The organism is Streptomyces sp. NBC_00569, from assembly GCF_036345255.1.
Taxonomy (GTDB): Bacteria; Actinomycetota; Actinomycetes; order Streptomycetales; family Streptomycetaceae; genus Streptomyces.
In genome coordinates this window covers 9,662,910-9,677,971 of record NZ_CP107783.1, presented here as the reverse complement: position 1 = coordinate 9,677,971, position 15,062 = coordinate 9,662,910, and the positions used below count along the sequence as shown (strand labels likewise).

The following is a 15,062-nucleotide window of genomic DNA, read 5'->3' as shown; positions in this document are numbered from 1 at the left end:
CGTGCACCACTTCACCCCCACAGGGACGCCATGACGCGCAGAAAGACGATCGAAGCCACCATCGCCGAAGCCGGCGCCGGGACCACCCGGCTCACCCGCGCACTCGGCCCGCTCCAGATGACCCTGATGGGTATCGGCGTCACCGTCGGAGCCGGAATCTTCGTCCTCACCGGCACCGCCGCCGCCCGCTACGCAGGGCCGGGCATCGTGCTGTCCTACCTGCTCGGCGCCGTGGCCACCTTTCTGGTCGCGCTGTGCTACACCGAGTTCGCCAGTACGGTCCCGGTCGCGGGCAGCGCGTACACCTACGCCTACGTCTCACTCGGCGAACTCGTCGCCTGGATCATCGGCTGGGATCTGATCCTGGACATGACCATGGGTGCCGGAGCGGTGGCCACCGGCTGGTCCCAGTACTTCACCGACTTCCTGGGCACCTTCGGGGTGCACCTGCCCTCGGCCATCGCCGGGCCTGACGCGACCGTGAACGTTCCCGCGGTGCTCGTCATACTCGTCCTCACCGCGATCCTGGCCTCGGGCATCCGCACCACCGCGCGGATCAACATGGCCATGACGCTGGTGAAACTGGCCGCCGTGGCCCTGTTCCTGGTCATCGGGGTGCAGCACCTGAATGCCGCGAACTGGTCGCCGTTCATCCCTGCCGCCAAGTCCGCCGCCGAGAGCGGAGGGTTCTGGCAGGAGCCGGTCCTGAGCAGACTGGGCCTCGGGCTGAACGCCAGCTTCGGCGCGGCGGGTGTGCTCACGGGCGGGGCCATCATCTTCGGCGCCTACTCCGGCTTCGACATCATGGCGTCCGGCGCGGAAGAGGCCCGCGAACCGCGCCGCACGATGCCCCGCGCCCTGAGCGCCACAGTCGCGGTGTGCGCGCTGCTCTACGTGGCCGTCGCGCTGGTCGTCACGGGGATGCAGAACTACACCAAGCTCGACAACGCCGCACCCATCACCGGTGCGCTGCAGGCGGTGGGCGCCCACTGGGCGACCCGGATCATCGGGCTGGGCGCGATCTGCGGACTCACCACCGTCGTCATGATCATGATGCTGGGACAGTCCCGGGTCTTCCTGGCCATGAGCCGCGACCGACTGCTGCCGGAATGGTTCGCGCACGTGCACCCGATCACCCGCAGCCCTCGCCGGATCGTCTGGCCCCTGGGTATCGCGGTGGCGCTCATGACCGCGCTGCTGCCCATCAACGACCTTGCCGAACTGGGCAATATCGGGATGCTCTTCTCCTTCATCATCGTCTGCCTCGGCGTCCTACGGCTCCGGCGCACCCAGCCCTCCTTGCCCCGGGGCTTCCGCACCCCCTGGGTGCCGTTCGTCCCCGTTCTGGGCACCGTGCTCTGCGTCGTGCTGATCCTCAGCCTTCCGACCATCACCTGGGCCCGGTTCCTGGCCTGGATGGCCGCCGGTCTGGCCATCTATTTCCTTTGGGGCCGCCACAACAGCCGCTTCGCCACCGCCGAGAAAGCGTCGACGTCAGACACGGACGCGGAACTCAGTCCCGACCAGTCGGGCCGCGTGTGAGCCCTGGAGCGCGGCGCCGGCCAAAAGACCCCGGGTCTGTGCCGGTCCGCGGAACGGTGGCGCCGGCCCTGCCGTGACAGAGAGGCGAGGGGCAGTGCGCAGCAGTTCGGGCGCCGAGAAGCGGCCGAAAGCTGACGGCACTGCCCCTCGCCGCTGCTCGACCGCATCGACGAGAACCCGGCTGCGCCACAGCACTCGCCGCGCAGAACGGTCGTCCCCCCACGCATCGTGCACCACACGGGCACCCGACCGCGCCGAGGACTGCCCTGCACAGGGGAACGCATGTCGCGTCAGTAGTGAGTGGTGGCTGACACCCGCCGAGTCCGGACCGCGCGCCGCGAGCGCGGCCTACCCAGGCAGTTCCGTGCGCTCCCACCACTCGTACACGGGCAACAGACCCTGCGAGGTCTCCTCCTGACGAGTCGTGGCTTTGAAATGCTCGTACCCCCCACGCAAGGGAACCTTGATGTCGAGCCCGGGCGCGGAGACGGAGACGATCCGCTCAGGAAGATCGTCAGGACCGCCCTCAAGAACTGCTTTCGCATCGACCATGACCAGATCTTCCCCAAAGGCCCGACCGGCACCTCCATGACGCGCCGACATGTCCGTCACTCCCCTCTTTCTATGCCGGCAACCCCCACCACCTCGTATCGAGGGGTTCGTCAGGGCGGACCGGCGCAGGTCGCCCCTGTCAGTCTCAACTTCCGCCGGAGCGGCGCCAGATGGACCGTAGAGCCTGCCGCTGGAGGACCCCGTTCACGGTGGGGTGGAGACGGTCGGCCGTGAAGCGATCAGCGTGTCGGGTGTCGCGTGTCGCGACGACTCCGGGGCATACCGAGAGGTCACCGGCGTGGCCCGATTCCGGTCCTTGATGAGGGGCGTCAAGCAAGCGATTTGATCTTCCCAGAGGCATAGGGTGAGGGCTTCCCTCGACCTGCTTCGGAGGTGTCTGCCCGGTGGCCGATAGCTTTGTTCACCTGCACAATCACACCGAATACTCGATGCTCGACGGCGCTCAGAAGCTGAAGCCGATGTTCGCCGAAGTCGAGCGGCAGGGCATGCCCGCGGTCGCCATGAGCGACCACGGCAACATGTTCGGTGCGTACGAGTTCCACAAGGTGTCCACGGGCTTCGACGGCGTCAAGCCGATCATCGGGATCGAGGCGTACGTCGCCCCTTCCTCGCGGCGTAACCGGAAGCAGGAGTTCTGGGGGCCCGGCGGGCAGCGGGCCATGTCGGACGACGGCGAAGGCTCCAAAGACGTCAGCGGCGGCGGGCGCTTCACGCACATGACGATGTGGGCGCGGAACGTGGCCGGTCTGCGCAACCTGTTCTACCTCTCCACTCAGGCGTCGTACACGGGCCAGTTCCCGGCGGGCAAGCCGCGTATGGACAGGGAGTTGATCAGCGAGCACGCCGAGGGGATCATCGCGACGACCGGATGTCCTTCCGGGGCGATCCAGACCCGGCTGCGCCTGAAGCAGTACGACGAGGCCCGCGAGGTCGCTGCCGCGTACCAGGACATTTTCGGCCGGGAGAACTACTTCCTCGAGCTGATGGATCATGGCCTGTCCATCGAGCGGGATGTCCGCGACGGGCTGCTGCGCCTGGCCGAGGACCTGAAGATCCCGCTCCTCGCCACCAACGACGCCCACTACATCCACGCGGAACAGGCCGACGCGCACGACAACCTGCTGTGCATCGGCGTCGGCAAGAACAAGGCCGACGAGAAGCGCTTCCGGTTCTCGGGCAACGACTACTACCTGAAGACCGCGGAGCAGATGCGCGATCTGTTCTCCGAGAGGCCGGAGGCCTGCGACAACACGCTCCTGATCGCGGAGCGCGTCGAGTCGTACGACGAGGTCTTCGGCAACATCGACGAGATGCCGCAGTTCCCTGACGTCCCTGAAGGGGAGACGCAGGAGTCGTGGCTGCGCAAGGAGGTCATGAAGGGCCTCGTCATGCGCTACGGCGACCCCGTGCCGGCCGAGGTCCTCGAGCGTTTCGAGACCGAGATGACGGTCATCGGCCCGATGGGGTTCTCCTCGTACTTCCTCGTCGTCGCCGACATCTGCAAGTACGCGCGCAACAACAAGGTGCCCGTGGGGCCGGGCCGCGGCTCGGCCACCGGATCGATCGTGGCGTATGCGACGCGCATCACCGAGCTGTGTCCTCTGGAGCACGGCCTGCTGTTCGAGCGGTTCCTCAACCCCGAGCGCATCAACCCGCCGGATGTCGACCTCGACTTCGACGACCGTCAGCGCGACTTCATGGTCCGTTACGTCGTCGAGAAGTACGGCGACGAGTACACCGCCATGGTCAACACCTTCGGCAAGATCAAAGCGAAGAACGCGATCAAGGACAGCTCGCGCATCCTGGGCTACCCCTTCCAGCACGGCGAGCGCATCACCAAGGCCCTGCCCGACGACATCATGGGCAAGTCCATCCCGCTCGACGGGATCTTCGACTCCTCGCACCCCCGCTACGGCGAGTGCGGAGAGATCCGGCAGATGTACGAGAACGAGCCGGACGTCAGGAAGGTCGTCGACACGGCCAAGGGCGTCGAGGGCCTGACCCGCGGCACCGGCGTGCACGCGGCCGCGGTCATCCTGTCCAAGACCAAGCTGACCGACCGGATCCCGCTGCACATGCGGGCCAAGGACGGCGTCAAGATCACCGGGTTCGACTACCCGAGCTGTGAAGACATGGGCTTGGTGAAGATGGACTTCCTGGGGCTGCGGAACCTGGGAGTCATCGACCACGCCATCCAGAACATCCGCGAGAACCGCAGTGTTCACCTGGCGACCGTCGATCCGGGCAACGGCGACACGAGCCAGGTCGTCATCCCGCTCGACGACAAGACCACCTACGAACTCCTCGCCTCCGGCGACACCTTCGGCGTCTTCCAGCTCGACGGCGGCGGCATGCGGACCCTGCTCAAGGCGATGGAGCCGACCCGGTTCGAAGACATCGCGGCCGCCCTCGCCCTCTACCGTCCTGGCCCGATGGCCGCGAACGCGCACATGAACTACGCGCACCGTAAAACGGGCCGCCAGGAGATCCAGCCGATTCACCCGGAGCTCGAGGAGGCTCTGGAGCCGATCCTCGGCAACACGTTCCACCTGCTCATCTACCAGGAGCAGATCATGGCGATCGCCCGGCAGCTCGCCGGGTACACGCTCGGCGGCGCCGACCTGCTGCGCCGCGCGATGGGCAAGAAGAAGCCTGAGGTGCTGGCCGCCGAGTGGGAGAAGTTCCACGCCGGCATGCGGGGCAACGACTACTCCGAGGAGTCCATCAAGGCTCTGTGGGACGTCATGCTCCCGTTCTCCGGATACGCGTTCAACAAGTCCCACACCGCCGGATACGGGCTCGTCTCCTACTGGACCGCATACCTCAAGGCCAACTATCCGGCCGAGTACATGGCCGCGCTGCTCACCTCCGTCGGGGACGACAAGGACAAGGCCGGCATCTATCTGGCGGACGCCCGCAAGATGGGCGTCACCGTCCTGCAGCCGGACGTCAACGAATCGGTCGCCGAGTTCGCGGCCATCGGCGACGACGTCCGCTTCGGCCTGCGGTCGGTCCGAAACGTGGGTGACAACGTCATCGAGTCGGTCATCGCAGGACGCAAGGCCGGCGGGAAGTTCAGCAACTTCGCCGACTTCCTGGACAAGGTCGACCTGCCCGCGCTCAACAAGCGCGCCATCGAGTCTCTGATCAAGGCTGGTGCCTTCGACTCGCTCGGCCACAGCCGGAAGGGCCTCTCCGCGGCCCACGAGTACGCGATCGACGCGGTCGTACCGGTGAAGAAGGCCGCGGCGTACGGGCAGGACGATCTGTTCGCCGGGCTGGGCGACGACAGCGGCGACAGCCAGGCCTTCGGAGTCGACATCAAGCTCGACGAGAGCGAGTGGCCTCGTAAGCAGCTCCTGTCGACGGAGCGGGAGATGCTCGGCATGTACGTCTCCGCGCACCCGCTGGACGGCACCGAGAACATCCTGGCCGCCAACCGGGACACCACGATCCCCGAACTGATCGCGTCCGGCCGCACCGAAGGCGTCGTACGGCTCGCCGGACTCATCACCAGCGTGCAGCCCAAGATGACCAAGCAGGGCAACCCCTGGGCGATCGTCAACCTGGCCGACCGCGACGGCCAGCTGGAAGTGCTGTTCTTCCCCGCGACGTACACGCTCGTCATGGGCGCGCTCGTCGAGGACAGCGTGATCTCCGTCCAGGGCCGCATCAACGACCGGGACGGCACCATCAACCTGGCCGGGCAGGAGCTCCAGGTCCTCGATGTGACCTCCGCCGAACGCAGCGGTGTCGCCCCGATCCAACTCCAGCTGCCGTACCACCGGGTCAACGACCCGTCAGTGCGGGAGCTGAAGCGCATCCTGCACGCGCACCCCGGGCCCAATCCCGTCCGCCTGAGCGTTCAAGGACCACGCAAGACAACGGTCTACGTACTCCAGGACACCGTCGACGCGGGATCGATCGCGTCCGACATCAAGGGCACGTTCGGTCAGGACACATGGCAGGGCGTCACGTGACCAACCCGGACCGGGAAGACATCCTCCTCAACCTCGACGACGTGCCCCCGTGCACGCGCTGCGTCAGCGACGCCCTGCTCAGGGCGCGCTTCAGCCACTCGTGGCAGAACGCGACCGGAAAGATTGTTTCCGGCATCCGCACGGCGGAACTCTGCCCGTCCTGCGATCGGGGCCGGCCTGCGGCGGACGAGTTGCTGACACTGCTCACGGTCGACGAGCAGCTCGATACGGACCGGATCGTCGAATTCGGAGGCCTCGTGGCCGCGTGGGTCGAGTCGGTACGGCACCACACCGTCGACATGCAGCTCCTCGACGACGAGCGCCTGCGCCACGGCGACCTGTGAACCACAGGTGGCGTGCACCGATCTACGGCGACGCCGCGCCGCAGGCACTGCCCCTGGTGAGTCCGTCACCGGCAGAACCTGCGAGCCACACCCGGTCCCGGCCCCGGGGACGAGTCCCCGGGGCCGGCTCTGAGGACCGCTCTGTCACTGGCCGCTGAGGTACCTGCCGTACGCGAGCGCGCTCGACGGCGAGGGCAGGCCCAGCTTGGCGGGCGTGAACGCGGAGGAGCCGTTGGCGCTCGCCCGGGGCAGCAGCCACACGCCGCCCGAGGAGGCGTTCTCGCCCGGCGAGCCCACCGCCAGGTCCGCCCTGCCGTCGTGGTTGTAGTCGCCGGTGGCGACGGCGGCACCGAACGCGTCGCCGGCCTCGGCGACGCCCGGCATACGCGGGGTGTCCTGCTGCAACCCGACGGAGCGGCCTTCGCCCTGCGCGTCGACGAGGCCGGTCGGGCCGCCGAACAAGAGGGTCGCGGCGCCCGCGCCCGAGCGGCTGCCGATCGCCTCGCCGGGGGCGCCGGCGATCAGATCGTCGCGGCCGTCGTGGTCGATGTCGGCGACGGCAAGGGCGGCACCGAAGTGGTCACCGTCCTCCGCGACACCCGCCACACCGACCGTGTCCTGGTTGAGGGTCTGCCGGCGGAACCCGAAGCTGCCGGGCGTTGCGTTCCCGTAGTGGACATGGATGCCACCGCCCTTGGCCAGCTCCTCGGGGCCGCACGGGTCGTCGATGTTCTCGTCGGCGATCTCACGGCACTCACCGAGGGCCAGATCGTCGTGGCCGTCACCGTCGAAGTCGCCCACGGCGAGGGCGGAGACGCCGGCGTTGTCGGTGTTCCAGGTGTTCGCCATGGCCTGCTCAGTCGCGTCCCAGGCCCACAGGCGTACGTGGGACTGGGTGAACGGGGTCTTCGTCCAGTACCCGACCGCGAGGTCCGCCGTGCCGTCCCCGGTGAAGTCACCGGTGGCGAGGATGGGGGCGTGGCCGCCCATGGGGGCGGTGACGACGGTGGTGACCATGCTGTCTTCGCCCTGGGCGACACGAGCAACGACCTTGTCCGTGCCGCCGATCACGATCTCCTTGTTGCCGTCGCCGGTCAGATCGGCTGCCGCGACCGATCTGCCGTACGCCGCCGACACCGAGGGCCCGTCGAGGACGACGGATCCCGGGCCGGGACCGCCCTTGCCGCCACCCACCGCGAGGACCATGCCCACGTCGTTGCCGCGGCCGGTGATGTCCTCGCCCGGGACACCGACGAGGAGTTCCGCGCTGCCGTCACCGTTCAGGTCCACCAGGGCCACGGAGGCCCCGAAGTGGTCGCCCGTTTCCGGTGTCCCGGGGACCTCGGGGGTGGCCTGGCTGATGCGGATGCTGCCGTGAGCGCCGATTCCCTTCGGGCCGCCCCAGACGATGTTGACGTAGCCGGCTTTCGCCTTACCGCTGGCTGTGCCGTCGGGCACGCCGACGGCGAGGTCCGCGTACCCGTCGCCGTTGAAGTCTCCTTCGGTCTGCGCGGGAACGGAGGCCGAGGCCGGGAGGGTCAGCCCGGCAGTGGCCGCAGCGACGATGGTGGCTGCTGTGGCGTACGTCCGCATCCGTGTGCGCATGTGGGCTCCAAGAGGTCCGAGAGGTACGGAGTTCACCTGTGGGACGTCTGGAGGGTGCCCAGGGTTGTGCTGGCACGGGCTCGGATTCGGGCTCGGCGTGCGACCGGGGGCGTCGTCTTCGGCGCAGCCGACCCAGCCAGTGGTCCTGACGTGTGATGTTCACGCGGATCGAGTCCCGGTGACCCCACGTACCGGGGCTCCCGCCCGCAGGACGGTGAGCGGCTTGATCAGTTCGGGACGCATGGAGCGCAGCACAACTTCGACCTCCTTGCCGTCGAGGTCGCCATGGTCGGCGGGGAACACGGAGGGGCGCCTGCCGCGGTCGTGACGGCCTCGCCGCACCGCGGCCTGCACGGCGATCGGGTGCTTCGGCGGTTTCATCACGCTGCCACCGGGTCCAGGCGCCTGCCGAGTTCACCGTGAGCATCGGTGCGTGGGCTCGTGCCTGCTCGACTCCCCCTTGGTGCGCACTGAACCATGAGGGCGGGGCACGCCCCGGACCGCCATCGCTCAGCCCAGCGAGTCCATCAGGGCGGTGACATAGGCATCCAGCCGCCCCTCCACGGCTCGCGTCGTCAGCTCCGTCCTCCCGGCCTCCCGCCACGGCTGCGACACCTGCTGCACCTCTTCCGAGATCGCCAGCCCGTCCCGCACCAGCCAGTAGAGCCGCTCGCTCGCGTCCGCGGCCAGCACCCCGCCGGCCTCCTCATACGCCTCAGCGAACCGCAGACCCCACGCCGGACCGTGCAGCAGCGCGAGATTGGTGGAGCAGTGCGCCACATCGAGATCCACCGGGCCCCAGGAGGTAGCCGCCCAGTCGACGACGCCGGTGATCCGGGCACCTGTCGGTCGTGAGGGCGGCACGTCGAACAGCACGTTGCCGGGGTGGAAATCCCGGTGCAGGAATCGCCCTTCATACGTCGGCACGGGCCGGCGGATCACGTCGATCGCCGCAGCCCATGCCCCCGCGTCGGCGCCCTTCGGAGTCACGACGGTGTCGGCGGTCGTCAGCGCCACATACTGCGGGGGCCGCTCCGCAGGTCGCAACGCATGGATCGCCAGGAGTTGACGGGCCAACAGAGGGACCCGGGTCTCCAACCCCTCATCGTCGAGGACCGGCCGGCCCGCCAGATGTGTCATCAGGAGCGATGGATACTCGCAATGCGCGGCGCCCGGATCAGCCGCGACCAGTCCAGGAGCCGGTACCCCGGTCTCCTGAAGCAGAGTCAGGGCGCCGGCCTCCCTGTTCAACCAGTCACCGGCGTGCTCCGCGTCGACGAAGGTCCGCAGCACCAGATCACGGGTGCCTCCGTCCCGCGTGCCGATGGTCAACCGCCGCATTTCGGCAGTGATACCGCCGCGCAGCGCCTCAGTCCCGACGATTCGCTCGCCGACCTCCAGGTGCCGGTTCACCCAAGCCGGCGTCAACGGTCGCACAGCAGCCGATTCATCATGGTTGGTCACCGTGCCACCCCATCATCCGGACACCGACAGGCGCGAAGGCTTTTTGCAGGCGATGACCGTGCTGCTCACAGCAGAAAGCCAACCGGCACGAGTCAGACCATAGCGAGCATCAACGCCCGCCCGGCGAACTTCCTGAGCCGTTCTGACGCTCAGAGGCTTCAAAACGTCCGCTCAAGCGCCAACCGGGATGCTCGCTCACAGCTGCGACCGAGCCCGGTGCATGGCCCAACCGGCCAAGTGCGCGCTCAGTTCCGCGGAGGCATTGCCAAGGCCTGAGCAAGCGCGTCGCCGAGGCGCTCCGCGTGATCCGGAAGATGCTCGGCGCCCCAACCGGCGGCCAGGCCAAGGAAGTCGACAAGATCCTTTTCTACGCCTGCCAACAGGCGGCGGAGCTCGGTGGAGGAAACATCGATCCGCTGACTGTTGTCAGCGGCGGAGTCGGCGGTAAGACGGACGATAGAGCCATGGAGTTCGGCGGCAGGCGAGGGATCGTGGCCGAACCACGCTGTGGAAACACCCCCGTCGAGAACTTCCCACCAGTCGCCTCGGTCCTCCAGGCCGCTACAACACCCCGGCACCACGCGCGTGCCGGTATCGGAGTCGACCACCTGCAGCCCGCCCGCCGCAAACAGTGGGTCCATGGTCAGGAGCCCATGGAGGAAGCCGCCGAGTGGGTCGTCAGGCGGCGGCGGAAGGCCATCTGTGGGATGAACGTCATTGCAAGCGGCCAGAGCCATCACCGCCGTACCGACCTCGTCCGGCGCCAGATGACCGTCGAGCGCCAGGAACGTGTAGGGCTCGGCACCTGAGACCGGCCACAGGTCAAAGCCCAAACGGCTGGGGATTTCGAGGACGGGCCGGACAGTGATCACCTCGCGATGATGTCTCAGGCCCTTCGTAGGCGCACGGTATTTCTGCCCTGCTTGGAGTCGCGGATCGCTCCTGCGACCCCGCTCACGGGCTTCAGGTGACATGTCCGTCGCTGCGCCTTGCGCCCAGGTGTGGGAAATGGAGGCACTCCGGTATCGGCAGGGCAGGCAGAATTGCGGCATGTCTACTGAGGTCAGCGGATTGATCGAGTGTCGGCCCGGTGCCCGTCTCTGGGGCCCTGACGACGAAGACTCTGTATGGCACACCGCCATTGACCTGTGGCTGCTCGACATCGGCAACGCCTACGACGCGCTGGCCTGCCTCTTCGGGGTCCGAAACTCCTACGGCTTCCGGCCCCTCACCGAGAACCGTGGGCTCCCCACCGACGCCTCCGATGGCCTGACCTCCGCATGCATGGCTTACGGGCCACCCGACGACATGCACGGCACCACATGGATCACCTGGTCCGAGCTGCTCTCTGCCGACTGGCGCGAGACCGACCGCTCCGGCACTCGCAGCCGGGCGCAGGTAGCGGGTGACGCCTCGCACTGGGCCCCGGCCTGGAGCATTATGCGGACACTGAGCGACCTTCATGGTGCTTCCAACGTGCGTCTCGTCGTCTGGTTCAGCTGACAACGCCTTGCCCCTGACTGCGTTCGGCTCGACCCACCGGGCCCAGTACGGCGCTCAGTCACCCATCGATGTCGATCCGGCCACGCTCCGCGTCCCGGACCAACTTGGTGCTCAGGTCCTTCTCCAGATTCCTGACGGCCTGCGGGAGGGACGACTCGGCGACGTGCAGTGCGGCTGCGGCCCGGTTCACCCCACCGTTGTCGGCAACGGTGACGAAGTACGCCACCTGAAGGGCGACGGACGATGGACCTGGGGCGGGCGGGCGTGCGTCAGGCCTGGTGCGCAGCCCCGGAGATCAGGAGTGCGTCGACGCCCTCGATTCCCCAGTCCATGAGCGCTTCGCGCGTCTCGGTTCCGGCCGCCGCCGGGGGCCGGGTGAGCTGGGCGGGCGTGCGGGAGAAGCGGGGCGCCGGGGCCGGCTGGAGTACCCCGCCGAGTTCGGCGAACGTGGCTCGGTCAGCGAGATGAGGGTGGGAAGGTGCCTCGTCGGGCGTGAGCACGGGGGCGACACACGCGCCAGTACCGTGGAACACGGCGCTCCACTCGTCACGGGTGCGGCTTCGGAAGCGTTCCGTGAACCGCGCCCGCAGTGTGGGCCATTGGGCCGGGTCGGAGCGGTCGGGGAGCGTCGAGGAGCTTCCAGGCGCCGCCACCTCCACCACACACACGCCGACTGTCCACACCTTCCACCTCGCTGAGCTGTCGCCCGCGCCACAGACGCACGCCCCTCGTCGGCGGCATGGCGCGACCTGCCCCTCTCCCTGGCCTAGAGCCCTAGATCCAAGGCCAGGCACGAGTAGAAGTTCCACGAGCGTTCGGGGTCGTACGCGGCGTTCACCCCGACGTTCACCTCGGCCTCCACCTCCTCGGTCATGTCCTCGAAGCGGATCCGCGCAGGGAGCTTGCCGTACCGCGCGTGCCGTGCGGCCGTAGCGGTGTCGGTGTCCATCGCGACTGGCTTGCTCATGGTCTGTCTCCATCTCATCAGTCGTCGATCACGTCCCGGTGTGCTGCCTGGACGACAACCAGCTTGCACCCTTCTCCGTAACCTGTCAAGACGGTTACTTTGCCTTCCGATCACTCTTGACAGACGTACATGACATGACCAAGCTACTCACCGTTCCAACCGGTTACTCATATGTATCGAACTTTCACACCCCGCAAGGAGACAGCCACCATGTCGGTCAGCTACACCGGAACCGTCACTGTCAGCGGCGAGGGCCGCAACGGGGGACGCGTCCGCTCCAGCGACGGAGAGCTCGATGTCTCGCTCGCGATTCCCAAGGAATTGGGAGGCGCCGGCGGCGCCACCAACCCCGAGCAGCTCTTCGCCGCGGGCTGGGGCGCCTGCTTCCTCGGCGCTGTCCGCCGCGCCGCCGCCCAGCGCAAGATCGCCCTCAAGAGCACGGCTGTCACGGTCAACGCCACGCTCACCCACGGCGAGGACGGCGAGTTCAACCTCAGCGCCGTCCTCAACGTCGAACTCGGGGGCGTCGACCAGTCCACCGCCGGCGAACTCGCCCACGCCGCCCACCAGCTCTGCCCCTACTCCAAGGCGACACGCAACAACATCCCCGTCATCATCAACACCACCGCCGTCTGACACCCTCGGAGGAAGAAAGAACATGCGCCTGGGTCTGGCACTCCCCACCTTCGGTACCGACGCGCACGCGGACGGTGTCATCACCGTCAGCCGCACCGCGGAGGCCCTCGGGTACGACTCTCTGTGGACGGGGGACCGTGTGCTCGCGCCCCGCTCGCCGAGCACGCCCTATCCGAGCCAGGACGGGGTGATGCCGCGGGTCTACGACAACCACATGGACCCGCTGACGAGTCTGGCCTTCGCCGCCGCCCACACCAGCCGCGTCCGGCTGGGCACCAGCACGCTCAACGGCCTGTGGCACCCTCCCCTGATGCTGGCCCGGTCCCTGACCACCCTCGACGTACTCAGCCGCGGCCGGCTTGACGTCGGGTTCGGCCTCGGCTGGATGCCCGACGAGTACGCGGCCGTGGGCGTTCCCTGGGAAGGCAGGGGCGCCCGCCTCGACGAGACGCTCGACATCCTGGAGACGTACTGGGTCGAGGACGAATTCGCCCACCAGGGAAGGCTGTTCACCATTCCGGAGACCGTCGTCGGGCTGAAGCCCGAGCAGCGGCCCGGTCCGCCCGTCCTGCTCGCCGCGTTCAACCCCGCCGGGCTGCGCCGGGTCGCCCGGCGGGCCAGTGGCTGGCTGCCCGTGGCGATGCCGCTCCCCCACCTCATGAGCATGTGGAAGACGATCGTCGAAGAGGCGGAGTCGGCGGACCGTGACCCCGACGGGTTGCGCATGGCGCTACGGGTCAACCCGACCTTGACTGAAGCCGAGGCCGAGGCAGAGCGGTTTCCCCGGTCCGGGACGCTCGACCAGTACATCGACTACGCGCGTGCCGCTGCCGAGGCGGGCGTGCACGAGCTCTTCATCGATCTCGGGCAATCGCCCGCGTCCCTCGACGAACGTATCGACATCGCGGGCCGCTTCATCGCGGCCGTACGGAGAGGCTGACAGGGGCTGGTCCGTGCCACTCCGCCACGGACACCCCAAGGAGATCGCCTCGTTCGGCGATCGTCTGCCACAGGTCCCTTGCGTCCACCGTGGCGAAGCCCCGTTCCGCCGCCGACGGGAAGCTCCCCTGGTGCCTGGTAGTGGTGGGCGGCGGGCCTGGTCGGCGGCGGGCCTGGTGGGCGGCGGGCGCCAAGCGACCCGGCCGTCGCCGTCCGGCCCCGCCTCCCGCCGACACTCGGCCAGCAGCTCGCCCGCGAAGGCCCCCAGCCGGTGCGACCCCGATTCCAGACCCCTGGGCCATGAGCCATGAGCCATGAGCCATGAGCCATGAGCCATGATCTCGCTTCGAAAACTGGCGGCAACTGGCGGCCAGTGATCACTACCGGGCGGCGTGGGCCGCTTCCTCGATGACGCGGGTGACGATCCCGGGGTGGGAGACGGCGACGGAGTGGGACGCCGCGACCTCGGTTGTGCGGGCGTGGGCGCGCTTGGCCATGAAGCGCTGCGCGGCCGCCGGGATGTTCAGATCCTGCGTGGTGACGATGTCCCAGCTGGGGATCGTCTTCCAGGCGGCGACGGTGGCCTTCTCCTCCAGCGCGGACTGGGCGATGGGGCGCTGACCTGCGGCGGCGAGCGCGGCCTTCGTTTTGGAGACGTCCGCGGCGAACTGGTGGCCGAACTTGTCCTGTTGGATGTAGAGCTCGGTGCCCTTGCTTCCGTCGGGGTTGGTGACGGAGACCGGGTCAAGGGCCCCGGGCAGGGTGGAGCCGGGGTACTTGTTCGTCAGCCCCAGAGCCGACTCTCCCGGTGCGAGCAGGAACGCCGCCACGTAGACGAGCCCTTTGACCTCGGGGTCGTTCGCGGCGGCCTCGCTGATCACCGAGCCGCCATAGGAGTGACCGACGAGGATCTTGGGGCCCTTGATGTGGTCGAGGACGCTGCGCAGAGCGGTGGCGTCGGCGTGCGGGCCGCGCAGGGGGTTCGCTGCCGCGACGACGGGATAGCCGTCGGCGTGCAGACGGGCGATCACACCGTTCCAGCTGGAGGCGTCGGCGAAGGCTCCGTGCTCCAGAAGAATGGTGGGCTTGGCCTGCCCGGTGCCGGCCGACCGGGCGGCATCAGTGTCGGCGTTGGCGTTGCCGACGAGTGCGAACGCACCGACCGCGATACCGGCCGTCACGGCCGCCCCGACGCCGGTGAGAATCCGCCGCTTGCTCGCACGCTTGACGTTGGACATGGGAAACCCTCTCCAGAAGTGCGCTGATACACCAAGGAATGGCGTCACTTGTCTGACTGGTGACACGCAACCTGTCAGAAGCTTCAGCACCGGTCAAGCAGGTGACGTCAGCCGTCGGGGCGGCCGGCCCGCGCGAGAGACGCCGCGATACCCCCTCACCCCCGACATCGCCGCCGCCGCACCTTTCGCCGCCACGAAACTCCCCCTCTACAACGACTGCGACCGCCAAGTGACTTGAGCGCGCGCGGTCACAGACAAGAGTGGGCGACGC

General features: G+C 68.2%; 15 protein-coding genes. 6 read left to right on the top strand and 9 right to left on the bottom strand.

The features are described from left to right. The first annotated feature begins 30 nt into the window (after positions 1-30). Positions 31-1,542 (top strand): amino acid permease, encoded by a 1,512-nt coding sequence (locus tag OHO83_RS43685; RefSeq protein ID WP_266680948.1) that lies wholly within the window; start codon positions 31-33, stop codon positions 1,540-1,542. A gap of 348 nt (positions 1,543-1,890) precedes the next feature. Here the strand turns inward: OHO83_RS43685 and OHO83_RS43680 are convergent, their stop codons facing one another. Further along, the gene (locus OHO83_RS43680) at positions 1,891-2,094 is read right to left on the bottom strand and encodes a DUF5988 family protein (protein ID WP_266681791.1); all 204 of its coding nucleotides are present in this window, start codon (positions 2,092-2,094) and stop codon (positions 1,891-1,893) included. Positions 2,095-2,498: 404 nt separating this feature from the next. Between OHO83_RS43680 and dnaE the strand changes: the two genes are divergently transcribed. Then, positions 2,499-6,095 carry a DNA polymerase III subunit alpha gene (gene dnaE, locus OHO83_RS43675; RefSeq protein ID WP_266680947.1) on the top strand — a complete coding sequence of 1,199 codons (3,597 nt, stop codon included), beginning with the start codon at positions 2,499-2,501 and terminating at the stop codon, positions 6,093-6,095. Then, the gene (locus OHO83_RS43670; protein ID WP_266680946.1) at positions 6,077-6,439 is read left to right on the top strand and encodes a DUF6300 family protein; all 363 of its coding nucleotides are present in this window, start codon (positions 6,077-6,079) and stop codon (positions 6,437-6,439) included. The genes dnaE and OHO83_RS43670 overlap by 19 nt, the downstream gene beginning before the upstream one ends. A gap of 144 nt (positions 6,440-6,583) precedes the next feature. Here OHO83_RS43670 and OHO83_RS43665 read toward each other — a convergent pair whose 3' ends face one another. The 4 genes from OHO83_RS43665 to OHO83_RS43650 all read right to left on the bottom strand — a co-directional run bounded on the left by OHO83_RS43665 (position 6,584) and on the right by OHO83_RS43650 (position 10,380). Continuing rightward, positions 6,584-8,044, bottom strand: a complete 1,461-nt coding sequence (locus OHO83_RS43665; RefSeq protein WP_266680945.1) for an FG-GAP and VCBS repeat-containing protein — start codon at positions 8,042-8,044, stop codon at positions 6,584-6,586. A 159-nt stretch (positions 8,045-8,203) separates the two neighbouring features. After that, positions 8,204-8,425 carry a hypothetical protein gene (locus tag OHO83_RS43660; RefSeq protein WP_266680944.1) on the bottom strand — a complete coding sequence of 74 codons (222 nt, stop codon included), beginning with the start codon at positions 8,423-8,425 and terminating at the stop codon, positions 8,204-8,206. 129 nt (positions 8,426-8,554) lie between these two features. After that, positions 8,555-9,508 (bottom strand): phosphotransferase family protein, encoded by a 954-nt coding sequence (locus OHO83_RS43655; RefSeq protein ID WP_266680942.1) that lies wholly within the window; start codon positions 9,506-9,508, stop codon positions 8,555-8,557. A gap of 245 nt (positions 9,509-9,753) precedes the next feature. After that, positions 9,754-10,380: a hypothetical protein gene (locus OHO83_RS43650; RefSeq protein WP_266680940.1), complete on the bottom strand. Its 627-nt coding sequence runs from the start codon at positions 10,378-10,380 to the stop codon at positions 9,754-9,756. A 178-nt stretch (positions 10,381-10,558) separates the two neighbouring features. Here OHO83_RS43650 and OHO83_RS43645 point away from each other — a divergent pair, with 178 nt between their 5' ends. After that, positions 10,559-11,011: a hypothetical protein gene (locus OHO83_RS43645; RefSeq protein ID WP_266680938.1), complete on the top strand. Its 453-nt coding sequence runs from the start codon at positions 10,559-10,561 to the stop codon at positions 11,009-11,011. 58 nt (positions 11,012-11,069) lie between these two features. Here the strand turns inward: OHO83_RS43645 and OHO83_RS43640 are convergent, their stop codons facing one another. The 3 genes from OHO83_RS43640 to OHO83_RS43630 form a co-directional block, all read right to left on the bottom strand. Beyond that, positions 11,070-11,237: a helix-turn-helix domain-containing protein gene (locus OHO83_RS43640; protein WP_266680936.1), complete on the bottom strand. Its 168-nt coding sequence runs from the start codon at positions 11,235-11,237 to the stop codon at positions 11,070-11,072. Positions 11,238-11,280: 43 nt separating this feature from the next. Then, entirely contained in the window at positions 11,281-11,664 is a 384-nt protein-coding gene (locus OHO83_RS43635) for a CoA transferase (protein WP_330280837.1), read from the bottom strand. Between the two features lie 113 nt (positions 11,665-11,777). Then, positions 11,778-11,978 carry a hypothetical protein gene (locus OHO83_RS43630; RefSeq protein WP_266680932.1) on the bottom strand — a complete coding sequence of 67 codons (201 nt, stop codon included), beginning with the start codon at positions 11,976-11,978 and terminating at the stop codon, positions 11,778-11,780. A 210-nt stretch (positions 11,979-12,188) separates the two neighbouring features. Here OHO83_RS43630 and OHO83_RS43625 point away from each other — a divergent pair, with 210 nt between their 5' ends. Together OHO83_RS43625 and OHO83_RS43620 are read left to right on the top strand one after the other, a co-directional pair. Further along, the gene (locus OHO83_RS43625) at positions 12,189-12,614 is read left to right on the top strand and encodes an organic hydroperoxide resistance protein (RefSeq protein ID WP_266680931.1); all 426 of its coding nucleotides are present in this window, start codon (positions 12,189-12,191) and stop codon (positions 12,612-12,614) included. A gap of 22 nt (positions 12,615-12,636) precedes the next feature. Next, a complete protein-coding gene (locus OHO83_RS43620; protein ID WP_266680929.1) occupies positions 12,637-13,554 on the top strand; it encodes a TIGR03619 family F420-dependent LLM class oxidoreductase in 918 nt (305 codons plus the stop codon). A 379-nt stretch (positions 13,555-13,933) separates the two neighbouring features. Here OHO83_RS43620 and OHO83_RS43615 read toward each other — a convergent pair whose 3' ends face one another. After that, the gene (locus tag OHO83_RS43615) at positions 13,934-14,791 is read right to left on the bottom strand and encodes an alpha/beta fold hydrolase (RefSeq protein ID WP_266680927.1); all 858 of its coding nucleotides are present in this window, start codon (positions 14,789-14,791) and stop codon (positions 13,934-13,936) included. Positions 14,792-15,062: the final 271 nt, after the last annotated feature.